Origin of the sequence: Marmoricola sp. OAE513, from assembly GCF_040546585.1 — a bacterium.
Taxonomy (GTDB): Bacteria; Actinomycetota; Actinomycetes; order Propionibacteriales; family Nocardioidaceae; genus Marmoricola.
On record NZ_JBEPOC010000001.1, the window covers coordinates 837,456 to 852,997 of the forward strand.

Consider the following 15,542-nt stretch of genomic DNA (forward strand, 5'->3'; position numbering starts at 1 on the left):
CATGCCCGAGTACGACCCGGAGACCGGCGAGGAGTGGGTCTTCCCGAACCACGGCTTCCAGCTCTGGGCGCACATCGGGATGCTGCTCTACAACTACCTGATCACCTACCAGCCGTTCCAGTGGGTGCGGGTGACCCACCTGCGGATCTGGGGCGCGAAGATCGGCAAGGGCTCGCACATCCTGCGCGGCACCACGGTCATCGACATCCACGGCATCAAGATCGGTAAGGACTGCTCGATCGGCTTCCGCTGCCTGCTCGACGGTCGCGGCACCACTGGCCTGTACAAGGACCGCACCGACGGTCTGACCATCGGCGACCACGTGATCATCGCCAGCGACACCCAGTTCCTGCCGGGCGGTCACGACCCGAACTCGGTCGACTTCGCGCCGGTACGCCGCAAGACCTACGTCGAGGACTACGCCTGGATCGCCAGCCGGTCCACGATCGAGGGCGGCGTGCGGATCGGCCGCGGTGCCGTGGTCGGAACCTGCTCGCTGGTCCGCAGGGACGTCGCGCCGATGGACATGGTCGCCGGCGTCCCGGCCAAGGTGGTCGGCAAGCGCGAGGCCCCGCTGACCCACGAGACGTTCTGGCGTCCCTGGTTCCTGTGAGCACCGACGTGCGGGTGATCTACCTGGCGCCAAGCTCCGGTTCCTCGGGGGTGGGCGACTACGCCGACGACTTCGCGGCCGCGGTGCGCCCGCACGTGCGCGAGCTGGTCCAGTTCCGGCACGGGCCGGCACGGGCCGACAGCGCACGGGGCATCCTCCGGGAGCGCCGGCGCCTGCGCGAGTTGGTCCGCCGGTACGACGACGGCACACCCCTCGTCGTGCACTGCGAGCTCAGCGGTGGTGCAGCCGTGCCGTTCTGGGCGGTGCGGCCGCTGATCCGCGACGGCGTCCGGGTCACCGCGACGCTGCACGACCCGCCGCGGCCGGTCTGGTACCCGTTCCTGACCCGCGGCGTCAGCAAGGGACGTGTGCTCAACCAGGCGATCCACCGGCCGCTGCACCGGGTGCTGGAGGGCGTCGAGCGGCGCACCCTGGCCGGCACCGACCTGTTCGTGCTCACCAGCACCGGGGCTGCTGCGACCCGCGCGCTGGGGATGGGACGGAGTGTCACCGAGGCGCGGCTTATCCTGCCGGTGCGCGATGCCCTTCCGCCCGTGACGCAACGACCGCTTGCAGTCGGGTTGTTCGGGCACGTCTACACCGGCAAGGGTTTCGACCTCGTGCCGGCGCTGCGGCGCGCGCTGCCCGACGACGTGGCGCTGCGGGTGGCCGGTCGTGGGACCGAGAACCTGCCGAGGACCCCGGGGGTCGAGATCCTCGGCGCGGTCGAAGGAACCGACGAGGACGCGTTCTTCGCCTCGATCCGGGTGCTGCTGATGCCTTATGCGCGCCCCCCGGTCGGCGCGCACGCGATGCTGCCGGCCTCGGCGACGCACACGCACGCCCTCGCCTACAGGACCCCGACGCTGGCACTGCGCTCGCCCGACACCGCGTTCCTCGAGGCCGAGGGACTCGCGGTGGTCGTGGACGGCGGGGCCGCCGAGCTCGCCGCAGCGGCCGGCCGTCTGGCCACCTGGGCCAGCGAGCTGGACCGGCTGGTCGGCGACCTCGACGCCTACCTGGCGGCCGACGCCGTACGGGACCCGGCGCAGCCGTTCCTCGAGGTCTGGAGCCGACCGTGACCGCCGGACCGGAGAAGAGCACCCGGCGCACGGTCCTGTCGGCGGTGTGGATGTTCGGCGGCCGCGGGCTCGGCCTGCTCTGGGCGCTGCTGCTGACGCACGAGCTCGGGATCTCCGGCTACGGGCAGTTCGTGGTCGGCATCAGTGCCGCGGCCCTCATCTCGATCCCGGTGGACGCGTACTACCTGGTGCGGTCTCCCCGGGTCGACGACGAGCAGTTCGAGGTCGACCGGGCCTCGCGCTACTGGCTCGGCGTCCTGATCTTCGCGCTCGGCCTCGGCTTGTTCGCGGTGTGGCTGCCCGCTGGGCTGGCGTTGAGCAAGGCCGGTGGCGACGTCTTCTTCAACGCGCAGAAGAGCACGGCGATCCGCACCGGTCGACCCGACAACGCGTTCGCGCTCGACTCCGCACGCCAGGGGCTCAGCCTGGTGGCGGGGATGGTGGTGATCGTCGCTGTCGAGGACGCGTCCGTGTGGCTGCTGAGCCTGGTCTACGTCCTCGGGTTCGTGCCGTTCGCGGTGGCGATGCTGCCGCGGGTCGTCGGCGTACGGGTCGAGCTCCCCGAGCGGACCCGCAGCACGGTGGCCCTGGTCGCCGAGGCGCTCGGGGGCGCGGCGTACACCCAAGGTGACATCGTCCTGCTCGGCCTCATCGCCGGGGAGTCTGCGGCGGGCTACTACTCCTACGCGACGCTCGCGCTCTGGTCCATCGCCGCGGTCGGCCAGAACTACTCGTTCACCTTCCACGAGCCGCTGCGCGAGCACGGCGGCGCGGTCGAGGCCGGCCCGCCGTTCAAGATCACCAGTGCACTCGCGGTTGCGGGTGGTGCCGGCATGATCGGCACCGGGGTGGTGCTGTGGCTGCTGGGGACCGACAACGACTTGTGGCTCGCCTTCGTGGTCCTGTCGGTCGCCGCGAGCACCCGGTTCTACGGAGCGGTGTTCACCACGGTGCTTGCCCTGCAGTCCCGCGACGAGCTGCGCGCCCGGATGTCGCTGGTCGCCGTCGCGATCAAGACCGCCGGGATCCTGGCGCTGGCCTGGTCGCTGGGCAGCATCGGCGCGGCGATCGCGTTCGTGCTGGCCGACCTGGTGGCCTTCGCGTGGGCCTACCGGGCGCTCTACGCGGCTCGGTCGGAGGTGGCGGTGTGAAGATCGCGTTCCTCATCCCCAAGGACCCGACCACCGCGCACGGCGGTGACGTGATGATGTCGAAGCTGATCACCTCACTGGCCTCGACCCACCACGAGGTCGTGCGGATCTGCCTGTCCCCCGACGCGGACACCCTGCCGGCCGAGCCCGGTCTGGTCAGAGTCCCCAAGGAGCCCGCCCGGTCCTGGAAGACTGTCGCCCGTGCGCTCCGACACCGCCAGAGCCTGGTGCACGCCAGGTTCAACTCCGACGCGATGGTCGCCGCCATCGAGGAGGTGGAGGCGGACGTCTACGTCGCCGAGCACAACTACATGGCCGAACCGTTCCTGCGTTCCTCGCGCGCCGGAGGACCGGGGCGGCTGTTCGTGAACACGACGAACTCCGAGTCCCTGATCTGGGAGCACCTGCACGGTCGGATCGGCAGGATCGAGCAGCCCCGGATCCGTCGCGACGAGATGCGCACCGCGCTCGCCGCGCACGCCGTCGGCACGTACGACGCCGAGGAGGCCCAGTGGTACCGCGACGGCGGCGCCGCCCGGGTGTCCTGGCTCGGCATCACGCTGCCGCCGACCGATCGCATCGACATCACCGGCTCCGGGCCGCGGTTGGTCTTCCTCGGCGACCGGACCTGGCCGCCGAACCTCGAGGCGGCCGAGCTGGTCCGGTCGTGGTGGCCGGAGATCTCGGCCGGGATCGACGGAGCACGAGCTCGTGGTCGTCGGGCAACCGGCGCGGGGCGAGAAGATCGTGCAGCGTCCCGGCATCCGAGAGCTCGGGTTCGTCGCGGACCTCCCTGCCCTGCTGGCCTCGTGCCGGGGCCTGGCCGCGCCGATCCGCACGGGCGGCGGCGTCCGGGTGAAGATCCTCGAGGCGGCCACCCGCGGGCTGCCCGTCGTGTCGACGACCACCGGGATCGGGTCGTTGAGCTCGATCTTCGGGATCACTCCGTACGACGACAAGGACGGCTTCGTCGCCCGCTGCCGGCAGCTGCTCTCCGACGCCGCGCTCGCCGCGGCCGAAGGACTCCGGCTGCACCAGGCCAACGCCGGCCACTGGTCCACCGGCGAACCGCAGCGCATCGTCGACGAGTGGCTGGCGTCATGACCGACGAGGACCTGACCGTGCGACGCGAGGTGCCGCGCCTGGACCCCGAGCTGGTGCTGCCGCCGCCCGCCCTGCTCGCTCCGCCGATCTTCGAGGAGCCGGCGACGGCTCCTCCGGTGCCTGCACTGCTCGCTGCCCCGGTTCTCGAGGAGCTCACCGAGACGTCGTTCCGGCTGCCGGTCATCATCGACGAACCGCCCGCACCGTCGCCGGGGGTGAAGCCGGCACGGGTGCCGGCCGGGCCGGTGAAGCGGCTGCCGTCGCCGCTGACCGAGCTCGTCGTCCTGGGGTCACTCGGTATCGCAGCGCTCGCGGCTTTCGCCGGCATCACCTGGCTCGCGGCGATCGTCGTCCTGCTCCTCGTCGCCGCCGCCGGGCTCGGTGTGCTCGCCTACCAGCCGGTGCTGGTCTTCTGCCTGATGGGGTTCACGCTCGGCGCCGCCCCCAACGTGCAGACCCCGGTGCTCGGGGTGTCGATCACCTTCGTGCTCTCGGCCGCCATGTGGGGCGCGCTCGCGGTGATGCCCGAGGTGCAGCACCGGGTGAACTGGGCGGCCGGACTGAGCGCCGTGCTCATCGGGCTCGCGTTCTTCACCTTCGTCGGTAACCCGATCACCGGTGCGGCGGTCCAGGACTTCGTCCGGTGGAGCATCACCGCAGCGGCCGTCTACCCGCTCTCGGTGCTGCCGGCGCGGCAGCTCGCCCGGGTGGGCCGCTGGTTCGTCTACGGCTGCACGGCCGCAGCCGCCTTCGGCATCGCCCTGGTCGCCGTCGACCGGGACGGATCCAAGCTCGACCGGCTGACGTTCCTCGGCTACAGCGCGGACGGCGGCAACGGCCGGTTCGTCTTCGGCGCGAACGGCAACTTCGCCCGACTGACCAGCACGTACGTCGACCCCAACCTCGGCGGTCTGATCATGGCCGTCGGCCTGCTGCTGGCCCTGGCTCTGCTCCGCGGGCGGCTGCGGGTGCTGTCGGTGGGCCTGCTGGTCCTGGCGATCGCTCTGACGCTGAGTCGCGCCGACATCGGAGCGGTCGCGGTGGCGGCCGTGCTCGTCGTGCTGTTCAGCGGGGTGTCCGGACGGATCCGCGGGCGGCTGCTCGGCCTCGGCGTGCTGGCCGGGACGGCGATGCTCGCGCTGCCCGCGATCCGCTCCCGGCTCACGAACTCGTTCGGGTCCAACGACCGCGGCTCCTCGGCACGGTGGGAGGCGTTCGAGATCTTCCCCGACCAGATGTCCGGGCACTGGCTCCTCGGCCGGGGCTTCGGTGCTCCCGAGCTCGTCGACGCCTCGGCGGCCGCGGCGACGAACTACGTCGCCAACGCGCCCTTGCTCACCGTGTACCGCGGCGGGATCGTCGTCGGACTCGCGTTCACCGTGCTGATGCTGACGGCGGCGCTCTTCGGCTGGCGCCTGATGCGCGGATCGGCGTTCGAGCCCGCCGCCGTCGGAGCGGGCTACCTCGGCATCATGCTGGTGGCGCTGCAGCTCGACTTCCCGGTCGTCACCATCTCGGCGGCGACGCTGGCCTTCGCGATCCTGCTCGTCTTCGTCAGCCGACCCGACGCCTTCAGCGACGAGTTCACCGATGACTGAGACCGCCACGCCGCACGTCCGGACCAGCGGCCGCCTCAGCGGCCTGGACGGCGTCCGCGGCCTGCTCGCCGTCGCGATCCTGGTCGCGCACACCACCGGCCTGCTCACCCCGGCCACGGCGGAGAAGCTGCACCTGGGGCTGCTCGCCCAGTCGGTGATCGCGTTCTTCGCACTGTCCGGCTTCCTGATCTTCCTGCCGTTCTGCCGGTCGCTCGTCACCGCGCGGCCCCTGCCGAACCTGCGGTCCTACGGCCTGCACCGGCTGTTCCGCGTCTACCCCGGTTACCTGGTGATCTTCCTGGTCGCGAACTTCGTCCTCGGTGCGGTGTTCGTGCAGAACGTGTTCGTCGCCGAGACCACCCGTTCGGACGCCGGCACCGGACGAATGACCAGCCCGGCCGAGGTGCTGCTGCACCTGACCCTGGCGCAGACGTTCGTGCCCAGCCAGCTGCAGACCGGTCTCAACGTCGCCTGGACTCTGACCGCCGAGCTGGGTTTCTACGTGATCGTGCCCCTGCTGGCGCTGGGCGCCGCGCGGCTCGCCCGTCGTACGGGCCCGGTCACCGCGGTCCTGGCGCTGCCGGTCGGGCTGATGGTGCTGGTGGGCTGGGCGACCAAGGGGTACCTGCAGCACGTGGACGCGACCTCGGCCAAGGAGCTCCAGGAGATCTCCTTCGGCCCGCACCCGGTCGCCGTGCTCACCGAGAGCACCCTGACGTACGCCGACGTGTTCGGCTTCGGGATGGCGGCGTGCCTGGTCTTCGTGCTCATCGAGAACGGTCGGTTGGGCGGGCTGCGGGGCACGCGGTTGTGGCTGGGGAGCCTGCCGCTCCTGGTGGTCTTCACCGTGCTGTCGCTGGCTGCGCTCTCGGCGCACTCCGTGCTCGCGAGCGCGTTCCTCGCGGTCGCGGGCGGCATCCTGCTGGTGCTCATCACCGAACCGGTGGCTCGCGGCGACCGGTCCCGGCTCGGCGACCTGCTCGACGTACGGCCGGTGAAGTACCTGGGCACGATCTCGCTCAGCTTTTACCTGTGGCACTTTCCGGTGCTGATGCTGGTGACGCGCTGGGGGTGGTTCGGTCCGGACACGGTCCCCGGCGCCGCGTGGAACGTCGGCCTGGTCACGGCGATCACCCTGGCACTGGGGTCGATCACCTACCGGTTCGTGGAGTACCCCGCGATGCAGCTGGGGCGTCGGTTGTCCCGGAAGGCACCTCCCTCATGACCCGGGTACCGGTCGCGATCGCCCACGACTACCTCACCCAGCGCGGCGGGGCCGAGCGAGTCGTGCTGGCGATGGCGCGCGCGTTCCCCGGGGCGCCGATCTACACGACGGTCTACGAGCCCGACGGCACCTACCCGGAGTTCGCCGATCTCGACGTCCGGGTGACCCCGCTGAACAGGGTCGGGTTCTTCCGCCGGCACCACCGGGCGGCGCTGCCGTTCTACGCGCCGGTCGTCGGGGCGACGACCATCGACGCCGACGTCGTGGTCGCCAGCACCTCGGGCTGGGCGCACGGGTTCCGCACGTCCGGCACGTCCGTCGTCTACTGCCACTCTCCCGCGCACTGGCTCTACCAGGGCGAGGACTACCTGGGCCGACGCTCCCCCGTCGCCCGGATCGCGATGTTCTTCCTCGGTCGGCCGCTGCGTTGGTGGGACAAGCGCGCCGCGAGGCGTGCCGACGTGTACCTGGCCAACTCGACCGAGGTCGCCGGCCGGATCCAGCAGCACTACGGCCGCAGCGCCGAGGTGGTGCCGGCGCCGGTCCCGCAGCGGATCGCCTACGCCGCCGAGAACCCCGACGGGCCGGCGCACCAGCCCGCCCCCGGGTTCTACCTCTGCGTCTCCCGGTTGCTGCCGTACAAGCACGTGGCCGCCGTGGTCGAGGCCTTCGCCGCCGAGCCGGACAAGCGGCTCGTCGTGGTCGGGAACGGCCCGCTCGAGGGCCCGCTGAAGGAGGTCGCGACCAGCAACGTGCAGTTCCTCAAGGACATCAGCGACGCCGACCTCACCCGCCTGTACCACGACAGCCGCGCGCTGGTCGCCGTCGCCTACGAGGACTACGGCCTGACCCCGATCGAGGCCGCCGCCACCGGGACGCCGTGCATCGTGCTGCGCTGGGGCGGCTACCTCGACACGATGGTCGAGGACCTGACAGCGGTGTTCGTCGACGAACCGTCACCGACAGCACTGCGTGACGGCATCGCCCGGTTCGAGGCGCGCACGTGGGATCCCGAGGCGATCAAGGAGCACGCGGAGGCGTTCACCGAAGAGGTGTTCACCGCCCGCCTCACCGAGATCGTCAAGCGCGCCGCGGTCAGCTGACCGCCAGCGCCGGGTAGTCGGTGTAGCCCTCGGCGCCCCCGCCGTAGAAGGTCGCGCCGACCGGCTCGGTGAGCTCGGCGCCGGTGCGCAACCGCTCGGCCAGGTCCGGGTTCGCGATGTACGCGCGCCCGAAAGCGGCGGCGTCGATGAGGCCGGCGTCGAGGAGGCGCTGCGCCTTGGCCAGCGTGTAGTTGCCGGCCCCGATGATCGCGCCGCCGAAGGTGGCGCGCAGGTAGTGCCGGTACTCGTCCTCGATCGCCGGACCGCCGGCCCAGTCAGGCTCGGAGAGGTGCAGGAAGGCGACGTTGCGGCTGCCGAGCTCTCCGGCCAGGTGCAGGCCCATCGGAAGACCGGCGTTGTCCTCGAGACCGTTGAACGACCCCTGCGGGGAGAGCCGGATGCCGACGTGGCTCGCGTCCCAGGCTCCGATGACCGCATCGACCACCTCGAGCGGGAACCGTGCTCGGTTCTCCATCGAGCCGCCGTACTCGTCCTCGCGGAAGTTGCTCTCGGCGCTGAGGAACTGGTGCAGCAGGTAGCCGTGGGCGCCGTGGATCTCGACCAGGTCGAACCCGGCCTCGCGCGCGTTCACGGTCGCCCGCCGGTAGTCCTCGACGGTGCCGCCGATCTCCTCGACGCTCAGCGCCCGCGGGGTCGGGCAGTTCGCCCGCAACGGCTTGCCGTCCGGCCCCTTGATGGTGGCGCGGTTGCGGTACGGCACGGCCGAGGCCGAGACCGGCAGGCCGCCGTCGTGGAAGGACTCGTGCGAGACGCGGCCGACGTGCCAGATCTGGGCCGCGATCCTTCCGCCCTCGGCGTGCACGGCGTCGGTGACCTTGCGCCAGCCCTCGACCTGCTCCTCGGAGTAGATGCCCGGGGTGTCCATGTAGCCCTTGCCGATGGGCGAGATCTGGGTGCCCTCGGAGACGATCAGACCGGCGCCGGAGCGCTGCCGGTAGTACTCGACCATGAGGTCGTTCGGGACGTCGCCGGGCGGCGTCGCGCGCATCCGCGTCAGCGGAGCCATCAGGATCCGGTTCGGGAGCTCGACGGCGCCGACGGTCAGGGGTTGGAACAGGGACTGGGAATCGGAGGGGCTCACGCGGTCTGCAACAACGGGTTACCCGCCGGTATTTCCACGGGCTTCCAGGGCTGCGGTCAGCAGTCCGACCATCGCCTCGGTCTGCAGGTCGGCCGAGGAGGTGACGTCCTCCTCCGAGCCGTCCAGCGCGCGGGCGGCCAGACCGGCCTTGGAGTCGATCAGGTCGGCGATCCTGGCCTCGACGGTCTGGGCGGCGATCACGCGCCAAGCGGTGACGGGCTGGTCCTGACCGATCCGGTGCACCCGGTCGATCGCCTGGGTCTGCTCGGCCGCGGTCCAGGACAGCTCGGCGAGCACGACGTTGGAGGCCACCTGCAGGTTGATGCCGACGCCGGCGGCCGTCAGCGAGCAGACGATCACGGCGACGTCGGGGTCCTTGAGGAACGCCTCGATGTTCTTCTCGCGCACCTTGGGGGTCTGGTCGCCGCGGATGGAGGAGTACTTGATGCCCCGCTTGGCGAAGAGCTCCTCGGCGGTGTCCATCACGTCGACGTGCTTGGCGAAGAACACCACCTTGCCGACGTTGCGGGCCAGCTGCGCGGTGTAGTCGGCGGCGAGCTCGGCCTTGGCCTGGCCGATCCGGCGCATCAGGCCGAAGACGTTCTCCCCGGTCGACTCGTCGGTGTCCTCGCGTTCCCAGACGGCGACGCGGTGGACGAGCTCGTGGTCGATGCCACCCTCGAGCAGCTCCGGGCCGGAGCGACGGGTGGCCAGCGCGCTGTCGTAGCGGTGGACCAGGCGGGCGGTCAGCTCGGCCTCGGCGGCCCGGATCGAGCGACCGGCCTCCCCGTCCAGCTCGATCGGCATGTCGGCGATCCGACGCTCGGGGATGTCCTGGGCGACGTCGATCTTGCGACGCCGGACGATGCCCTGGTCGATGACCGCACGCCGCGCCGAGGGGAAGAAGCCCGGGTCCAGGGGCGTCAGGCCGTTCTCCTCGAGCGCATCCATCAGGGCGCCGAGCGGCTTGCGGTCGTCGATCCAGCCGAGGAACTGCCAGATCGCCCGGAAGTCGTCGATGTCGTTGATCAGCGGCGTCCCGGTCAGCGCCATCAGCAGCGGCCGCGACATCCGCGCGCGGATGCTGGCGGCGATCTCGAGCACGTGCTGGGAGCGCTGCGAGGTCTTGTTCTTGATGAAGTGCGCCTCGTCGACGACCATTCCCTTGAACCCGAGGTCCTGGAGCCAGCCGACGTGCCGGTCGAGCACCTCGTAGTTGACGATGATGATGTCGGCCCAGCCGTCGATGGTGTCGCCGTCGCCGTGGATCACGGTCGCCGGGTGCCGAGGCGTCCAGCGCTCGGCCTCACGGGCCCAGTTCGTCTTCACGACGTTCGGGACCACGACGAGCAGCGGGTAGGCGTTCGCGGCCTGCGCGGCGAGCAGTGCCTGGGCGGTCTTGCCCAGACCTGGCTCGTCGGCGAGCAGGAAGCTGCGGTGCCCGGCTGCGGCGGCGGAGATGGTGCCCGCCTGGTGCAGCATCAGCTCCAGCCCCTCGGGAACCTTGATCGGGATCGGGGCGGGGAGCGGCATGCAGGCGATGCCGCCGTCGTTGGCTTCCTCGAAGGAGCGGAACAGGGGTCCGAGCAGCTCCCAGCGGGCGAGCTCGCTGTGCCGACTCTTGTTCCGGGCCGCGGCGGCGAAGTCGGGGACCAGGAACGGGTTGGCCAGCTGGCGCGAGATCACGGCTTGCGGGACGACCCGACGCTCGACCGGAGCGGGAGGCGTCTCGTCGTCCTCCTCGACGACCTCGTCCTCCTCGGCGACCTCCAGGCCACCCTTGGTCTTGAGCTCGCGGATCAGGGCCTTCGCGGCGTCGGTGATCATCGCGTTCTCGTCCAGCAGCTCGAAGAGCCGGGAGTCTCGGGCGGCCGTCTGCGCCAGGATGGTGGCGATGCCGTCGAGGCGCTTGAGCTCCTCGCCGCGCTTGGACTCGCTCAGCTCGGTGTCCGTCTTGATCCGCAGCCGCTCCTCACGGGCGAGCAGGGCGACGACCTGGAACTTGGTGCGCACGAACGGGTCGACCGACCGGCGGCCGACTGCCGCCTCCACCTCGCGCACGGCGCGGGCGAGCTGCGGGATGAGCCCGACGTCGTCGCGCCGGGCGCGGTTGCCGTTGCGCGCCGGCGCCGACTGGGCAGGACGACGTGCGCCGGAACGTCGGCGACGGGTTTCAGCCAAGATCTGCACCTCTCCAACGTCGCCGGACGACAGTGCCCGGCCGGTCAAGACCGGCGGGTACGAACGGCGACGACGACCAGCGCGAGAGCCGAGCGGATCACGCTCTGGTGTTCGTAGCTAGGCAGGAAGAACAACCTGCGAACTCGCAGCAGGACGTGCGAGCAGGACCACTGTAGCAGTGGATCAGGCCTCGAACTCGGCCTTCAGGTTCGCCAGGGTCCGGGCGATGTTGCGGCGCTGGAAGTCCGAGAACAGGCTCCCCCGGGTCGCGACCTTGTCGAACACCGCCGCCACCCGGTCCGGCCAGCCCTTGCGCAGGTCGGTCCAGGTCTCGGTCACCCGGGTGCCGCTTCCGACGGGCTCGAAGGTGTAGGACCAGCTCGCGATCCGGCCCCGCAGCCGCGGCGTCCTCACGCCGATCGCCAGGACGTCGAACGCGAAGACCTTGCCGGGCTCCGATGCCGTCACGGTGCAGCGGGTGGTCCAGCGGGCCGGGCCGCGCTTGTTGGTCCCGTGGAAGACGTCGCCGACGCTCAGCGGCCGCCCGGCTCCGACCGGGGCGCCGGTGTTCTCCGGGCTCCACCGGGGCATCTGGGAGGGGTCCGCGACCTCCGCCCAGATCTGCTCGGGCGTGGCTGCCACCTCGACGGAGTCGCTCACGGTCATCGGTCGTCCCATGCGGGGAGTCTGGCAGATCGCGCCCAGGCGGGTCAGCGCACCTGGTCGATCGGCAGGCCGACGTCCGTGCGGACGCTCAGGGTCGCCGTACCGGTGAGGTCGATCCGCAGCGAGGCGTACCCGGTCTGCAGACCGGTCTCGGTGTCGAAGAATTGCAGCCGGACGTCGATCGGCTTCAGCGGCACCGAGGTCGGCGTCGAGAACCGGTTGAAGGTCGGGCTGTTCTCGGCGCCACCGGAAGTGCCGAGCCGGTCCACGACCGTCCAGGTCGTCGTACCGGTGTCTGTGTTCCAGAGGACGTACGGGCCGAACGGGGTATGGCTGTGCCCGACGTCGACGGTGCCGGCCGGCACGTCGGCGATGCCGTCGTCGTACGGCTCGGTCATGCTCCCGGGCAGCTCCTTGAGCTCGTTGAGGTTGCCGATCCCCAGGTACGCCGCGGCCGCGGAGGCCTGGTGCAGGACCACGATCCCGGCCTTCTCCGGGTCCACCGCCTTCCGGACCTTCTCGCCGAGCTCCTGCTCGGTCACACCAGAGGGGTTCGTGACCGAGCCACCGAAGAGCGTCTTGAACTCGGGGTCGTTGCCCACGGTGACCCGGAAGCCGTCGACGTCCTGGGTGTCCCGGTCCGGGACCAGGATCCCGTGCTCCTCCATCTGCTCCACGGTGCGCGCGGAGTCGTGGTCACCCTTGGCCGCGACCGTTGGCAGGTCGCCAGAGGCACGGGCCTCGTTCCGGACGAACCCGTTCTCGGCGACGGTGCCGTTGGAGGTGATGTCTCCGGCGATCGTGCGCAGCGCGAACGAGTCCCGGCCCAGGGCGTCGAACAGGATCGGGTAGAGCCGCTTGCGGACGGCGGTTCCGACGGCGCTGCCCTGCGGGTCCGCCTCCGCGATCACGATCTTCTCGCCCTCCCGCGGTGCGAGCTCCATCCGGCGAGCCGCCACCGCCGTCTCGAGGGTGTCGGCCGCCTTGTCCTCGTAGGCCCGGGCGCGCTCGCGCAACCGGTCGGTGTTCTTCTCGATGAACGGCTGCACCTGCGAGGCGATCTCGCGCGCCTGAGGGCTGCTGAAGGTCAGCTCCGGCAGCTCGGTGATCCCGTAGGTGGTGCCCACGCTGCGGGTGCCCGGCCACTCGCTGAAGGCGTGCGCGGCGTACGCGGTCGAAGCGGTCAGGCCGACCGTGACCAGGAGCGTCGGCCAGAGCACCAGGCGGACCCGGGGCCACGGCGTGAGTCGGCGCGCCAGACGGTGACCCCACCAGGGCATCCGGTCGGGGTCGTCGAGAGCAACCGGGCGCCGTACCGCCAGGACGACCAGCAGGCCGATGGCCACCAGCAGGGCCTCGGCCTTGAGGAACTCGCTGCGGAAGGACACGGCGACCTGGTGGCCGTACGCCGCCGCCAGCTCGCCGGGCTCGCTGACCAGCTCGACATTGGTCTGCACGAACCGCTGGTCGACGTACGACGACAGGGTGTCGCCGGCTTCCGGAGGCTGGGTGACCCGCACGCAGGCGCCGAAACCGAGCAGGCCGGTCCGCTTCCAGTACACGTCGCCGAGCAGACCCGTCTGCAGGCTGGAGTAGCCGTTGTGGCACAACGTCACGTCGACCGGCACCGTGCCGAGGCGGTCGGAGAACCGGACGTTCTCGACGGCCTGCTCGGCCGCGATCGGCGACACGACCACGGCGACCGCGAGGACGTAACCGGTCACCACGCCCAGGGTGCGCCAACGCAGGTACCGGGGCAGATGTCTGCTCAGGTACGCGCGGAGCCGGGCCATGCCTCGATGATGCCGCAGCGGCGGTGAGGCCTACTGCTTGACGCCCTCGAGGTAGACGCTGATCCCGGTGACCGTCACGCGCCGGAACAGGTGGTCGTGAAGTAGGCGACGAAGGTGCTGACCTTCTTCTGCTTGCTGTCGCTGATCGACTTCTCGGCCGCGTTGTCGACCATGATCTCGAAGCCGTCGCGCGCCTCGGCCGGGATGTCCTTCGGAGTGCCGACCTCGGCGAGGTCCTCGGCGAACCCCTTCGCGTCGGAGGTGTCCAGGTCGTTGACGACCTTGCAGAAGTCCTTGACGCTCGCGTCCTTCGGAGCCGAGGACCCGTCCGGGCCGCCGCAGCCGGCGATCAGCACGGCGGCGACGAGCGAGGCGAGGGCGGCGGCGCCGCGGGTGGGGCTGGTCTTCACTGGTTCTCCTTGGTGGTGGTGACAGGGGTGGTGGTGACAGGGGTAGGGGTGCGGCTGCCGAGCGAGGTCACCAGGACCACGAGCACGGCGGCCGCGGCCAGCGCGGTCGCGATGGCCAGTCCGACCCCGATGCCGTCGAGCAGGGCGTCGAGGGCGGCGTTCGGGGCGGGCGGGTACGGAAGGACGCGCACCCGTTCTCGGTCCGGGCCGCCGCGACGGACGCCAGCGCCGCGACGCCGATGGTGCCGCCGATCGCCGAGAAGGTGCTCAGCAGGCCCGATGCGATGCCGGTGTCCCGGTCGGGCACGTCGGTCATGGCGAGTGCCGAGTTCGCCACGAAGGTCGTGCCGACGCCCGCGCCGAGCCCGATCAGCGCGGGCAGTAGGAAGGTCGCGTAGCCGGTGTCGCGCTCGAGGAAGATCGTCGCGCCGGCACCGGCCGTCGTCGCCAGGGTCCCGCCGAGGACGAGCACCCGTGCTCCCGTGCGGAGCATGACCTTCCGGGCCGCGATCGCGAACACCAGGACTCCGACACCGATCGGGAGGAACCGCAGTCCGGCCCCGATCGGCCCGAGGTCGAGAACGTCCTGGAGGGCGCGCGACAGCAGGAAGAACGACGGGTAGAGGCAGCCGAACAGCAGCGCGGCGACCAGGTAGGCGCCGAGACGGACCCGGTGCCGCAGCAGCCACAGCGGCAACGTCGGTTCGGTCACCCGCATCTCCACGAGGACGAAGGCGACCAGCAGCACGAGCGAGGCGGTCAGCGCGATCACCGACTGCTGCTCACCCCAGTGGTGGGTGCCGGCGCGGATCACGCCGTAGACGAGCGTGGTCAGGGCGGCGGTACCGGTCAGCGCGCCGAGCAGGTCCACGCGGCGGGCGACCCCGCGGGTCTCCGGGAGGACGCGCGGCGCACTGACCAGCAGGACCAGGCCGATCGGCACGTTGACCAGGAACACCCAGCGCCACGACGCGGCCTCGGTGAGGACGCCCCCGAGGACCAGGCCGAGGGTGATCCCGAGGCCGGCCATCGCGCCGTACGCGACCATCGCGCGGGTTCGCCGCGGTCCGGCCGGCACCAGCGTGGTGATCAGGGACAGCGTCGTCGGGGTCGCCAGCGCAGCACCGAGGCCCTGCCCCGCCCGCGCCGCGAGCAGCGGGCCCGCCTCGGTGGCCAGTCCGGCCAGGAGCGAGGACGCGGTGAACATCGCGATGCCGACCATCAGCGTGCGCCGGTGGCCGAACAGGTCACCCCCGCGGCCGCCGACCAGCAGCAGTCCGGCGTAGGCGAGCGTGTAGGCGTCGATCACCCACGCGAGCCCGGCGTTCGACAGGTCCAGGTCCTGCTGGATGGCCGGCAGGGCCAGGTTCACGATGGTGACGTCGAGCGTCGCCATCAGCTGGGCGATGCAGATCAGCGGGATCGCGAGCTTCGGCAGGGTCGGTGCGTCCGCGCCCAGGGGCGCGGTCGTCGGGTGGACGGTCATGGTGCTCCTCGGTCAGAAGGTGTGGCGA

The 15,542-nt window shown here is 71.1% G+C and carries 14 protein-coding genes; 7 read left to right on the forward strand and 7 right to left on the reverse strand.

Going from position 1 to position 15,542, the window contains the following annotated elements; all coding sequences use genetic code 11:
* Position 1 precedes the first annotated feature (1 nt).
* From ABIE44_RS04095 to ABIE44_RS04105, 3 genes are read left to right on the forward strand one after another with little or no spacing between them, the layout of a single operon-like run.
* Positions 2 to 613: an acyltransferase gene (locus ABIE44_RS04095; protein ID WP_209721746.1), complete on the forward strand. Its 612-nt coding sequence runs from the start codon at positions 2 to 4 to the stop codon at positions 611 to 613.
* On the forward strand, positions 610 to 1,695 hold the full coding sequence (locus ABIE44_RS04100; protein ID WP_209721743.1) for a glycosyltransferase family protein: 1,086 nt from the start codon (positions 610 to 612) through the stop codon (positions 1,693 to 1,695). The genes ABIE44_RS04095 and ABIE44_RS04100 overlap by 4 nt, the downstream gene beginning before the upstream one ends.
* Positions 1,692 to 2,846, forward strand: coding sequence for a lipopolysaccharide biosynthesis protein (locus tag ABIE44_RS04105; protein ID WP_209721739.1), 1,155 nt, complete (start codon positions 1,692 to 1,694; stop codon positions 2,844 to 2,846). Before ABIE44_RS04100 ends, ABIE44_RS04105 begins: the two co-directional genes overlap by 4 nt.
* 307 nt (positions 2,847 to 3,153) lie before the next feature.
* Here the strand turns inward: ABIE44_RS04105 and ABIE44_RS04110 are convergent, their stop codons facing one another.
* Positions 3,154 to 3,432, reverse strand: coding sequence for a hypothetical protein (locus ABIE44_RS04110; RefSeq protein ID WP_354437833.1), 279 nt, complete (start codon positions 3,430 to 3,432; stop codon positions 3,154 to 3,156).
* A 125-nt stretch (positions 3,433 to 3,557) separates the two neighbouring features.
* Here ABIE44_RS04110 and ABIE44_RS04115 point away from each other — a divergent pair, with 125 nt between their 5' ends.
* Genes ABIE44_RS04115 through ABIE44_RS04130 form a run of 4 tightly spaced genes read left to right on the forward strand, consistent with a single transcriptional unit; the run spans position 3,558 to position 7,876 of the window.
* Positions 3,558 to 3,950, forward strand: coding sequence for a glycosyltransferase family 4 protein (locus tag ABIE44_RS04115; protein ID WP_354437834.1), 393 nt, complete (start codon positions 3,558 to 3,560; stop codon positions 3,948 to 3,950).
* Positions 3,947 to 5,548: an O-antigen ligase family protein gene (locus tag ABIE44_RS04120; RefSeq protein WP_209721733.1), complete on the forward strand. Its 1,602-nt coding sequence runs from the start codon at positions 3,947 to 3,949 to the stop codon at positions 5,546 to 5,548. The genes ABIE44_RS04115 and ABIE44_RS04120 overlap by 4 nt, the downstream gene beginning before the upstream one ends.
* Positions 5,541 to 6,773 carry an acyltransferase family protein gene (locus ABIE44_RS04125; RefSeq protein WP_209721730.1) on the forward strand — a complete coding sequence of 411 codons (1,233 nt, stop codon included), beginning with the start codon at positions 5,541 to 5,543 and terminating at the stop codon, positions 6,771 to 6,773. The genes ABIE44_RS04120 and ABIE44_RS04125 overlap by 8 nt, the downstream gene beginning before the upstream one ends.
* The gene (locus tag ABIE44_RS04130) at positions 6,770 to 7,876 is read left to right on the forward strand and encodes a glycosyltransferase (RefSeq protein WP_209721727.1); all 1,107 of its coding nucleotides are present in this window, start codon (positions 6,770 to 6,772) and stop codon (positions 7,874 to 7,876) included. The genes ABIE44_RS04125 and ABIE44_RS04130 overlap by 4 nt, the downstream gene beginning before the upstream one ends.
* Here ABIE44_RS04130 and nemA read toward each other — a convergent pair.
* From nemA to ABIE44_RS04160, 6 genes are all read right to left on the reverse strand, one after another.
* Entirely contained in the window at positions 7,869 to 8,978 is a 1,110-nt protein-coding gene (gene nemA / locus ABIE44_RS04135) for an N-ethylmaleimide reductase (RefSeq protein ID WP_209721724.1), read from the reverse strand. The genes ABIE44_RS04130 and nemA overlap by 8 nt on opposite strands.
* A gap of 18 nt (positions 8,979 to 8,996) precedes the next feature.
* Positions 8,997 to 11,159: a DEAD/DEAH box helicase gene (locus ABIE44_RS04140; protein WP_209721721.1), complete on the reverse strand. Its 2,163-nt coding sequence runs from the start codon at positions 11,157 to 11,159 to the stop codon at positions 8,997 to 8,999.
* A gap of 183 nt (positions 11,160 to 11,342) precedes the next feature.
* Positions 11,343 to 11,837, reverse strand: a complete 495-nt coding sequence (locus ABIE44_RS04145) for an SRPBCC family protein (protein WP_209721718.1) — start codon at positions 11,835 to 11,837, stop codon at positions 11,343 to 11,345.
* A 32-nt stretch (positions 11,838 to 11,869) separates the two neighbouring features.
* Positions 11,870 to 13,618 (reverse strand): hypothetical protein, encoded by a 1,749-nt coding sequence (locus tag ABIE44_RS04150; RefSeq protein WP_209721716.1) that lies wholly within the window; start codon positions 13,616 to 13,618, stop codon positions 11,870 to 11,872.
* Between the two features lie 74 nt (positions 13,619 to 13,692).
* Positions 13,693 to 14,028 carry a hypothetical protein gene (locus ABIE44_RS04155; protein WP_209721714.1) on the reverse strand — a complete coding sequence of 112 codons (336 nt, stop codon included), beginning with the start codon at positions 14,026 to 14,028 and terminating at the stop codon, positions 13,693 to 13,695.
* A gap of 67 nt (positions 14,029 to 14,095) precedes the next feature.
* Complete coding sequence (locus ABIE44_RS04160; protein WP_209721711.1) at positions 14,096 to 15,514, reverse strand: MFS transporter; 1,419 nt, start codon at positions 15,512 to 15,514, stop codon at positions 14,096 to 14,098.
* Positions 15,515 to 15,542: the final 28 nt, after the last annotated feature.

What these genes read in the sequence shown, in the direction of transcription:
- ABIE44_RS04095 (WP_209721746.1), top strand. Translation starts at nt 2, where the DNA reads ATGCCCGAGTACGACCCGGAGACCGGCGAGGAGTGGGTCTTCCCGAAC.
- ABIE44_RS04110 (WP_354437833.1), bottom strand. Translation starts at nt 3,432, where the DNA reads ATGTCGATGCGATCGGTCGGCGGCAGCGTGATGCCGAGCCAGGACACC.
- ABIE44_RS04120 (WP_209721733.1), top strand. Translation starts at nt 3,947, where the DNA reads ATGACCGACGAGGACCTGACCGTGCGACGCGAGGTGCCGCGCCTGGAC.
- ABIE44_RS04125 (WP_209721730.1), top strand. Translation starts at nt 5,541, where the DNA reads ATGACTGAGACCGCCACGCCGCACGTCCGGACCAGCGGCCGCCTCAGC.
- ABIE44_RS04130 (WP_209721727.1), top strand. Translation starts at nt 6,770, where the DNA reads ATGACCCGGGTACCGGTCGCGATCGCCCACGACTACCTCACCCAGCGC.
- ABIE44_RS04145 (WP_209721718.1), bottom strand. Translation starts at nt 11,837, where the DNA reads ATGGGACGACCGATGACCGTGAGCGACTCCGTCGAGGTGGCAGCCACG.
- ABIE44_RS04150 (WP_209721716.1), bottom strand. Translation starts at nt 13,618, where the DNA reads ATGGCCCGGCTCCGCGCGTACCTGAGCAGACATCTGCCCCGGTACCTG.
- ABIE44_RS04160 (WP_209721711.1), bottom strand. Translation starts at nt 15,514, where the DNA reads ATGACCGTCCACCCGACGACCGCGCCCCTGGGCGCGGACGCACCGACC.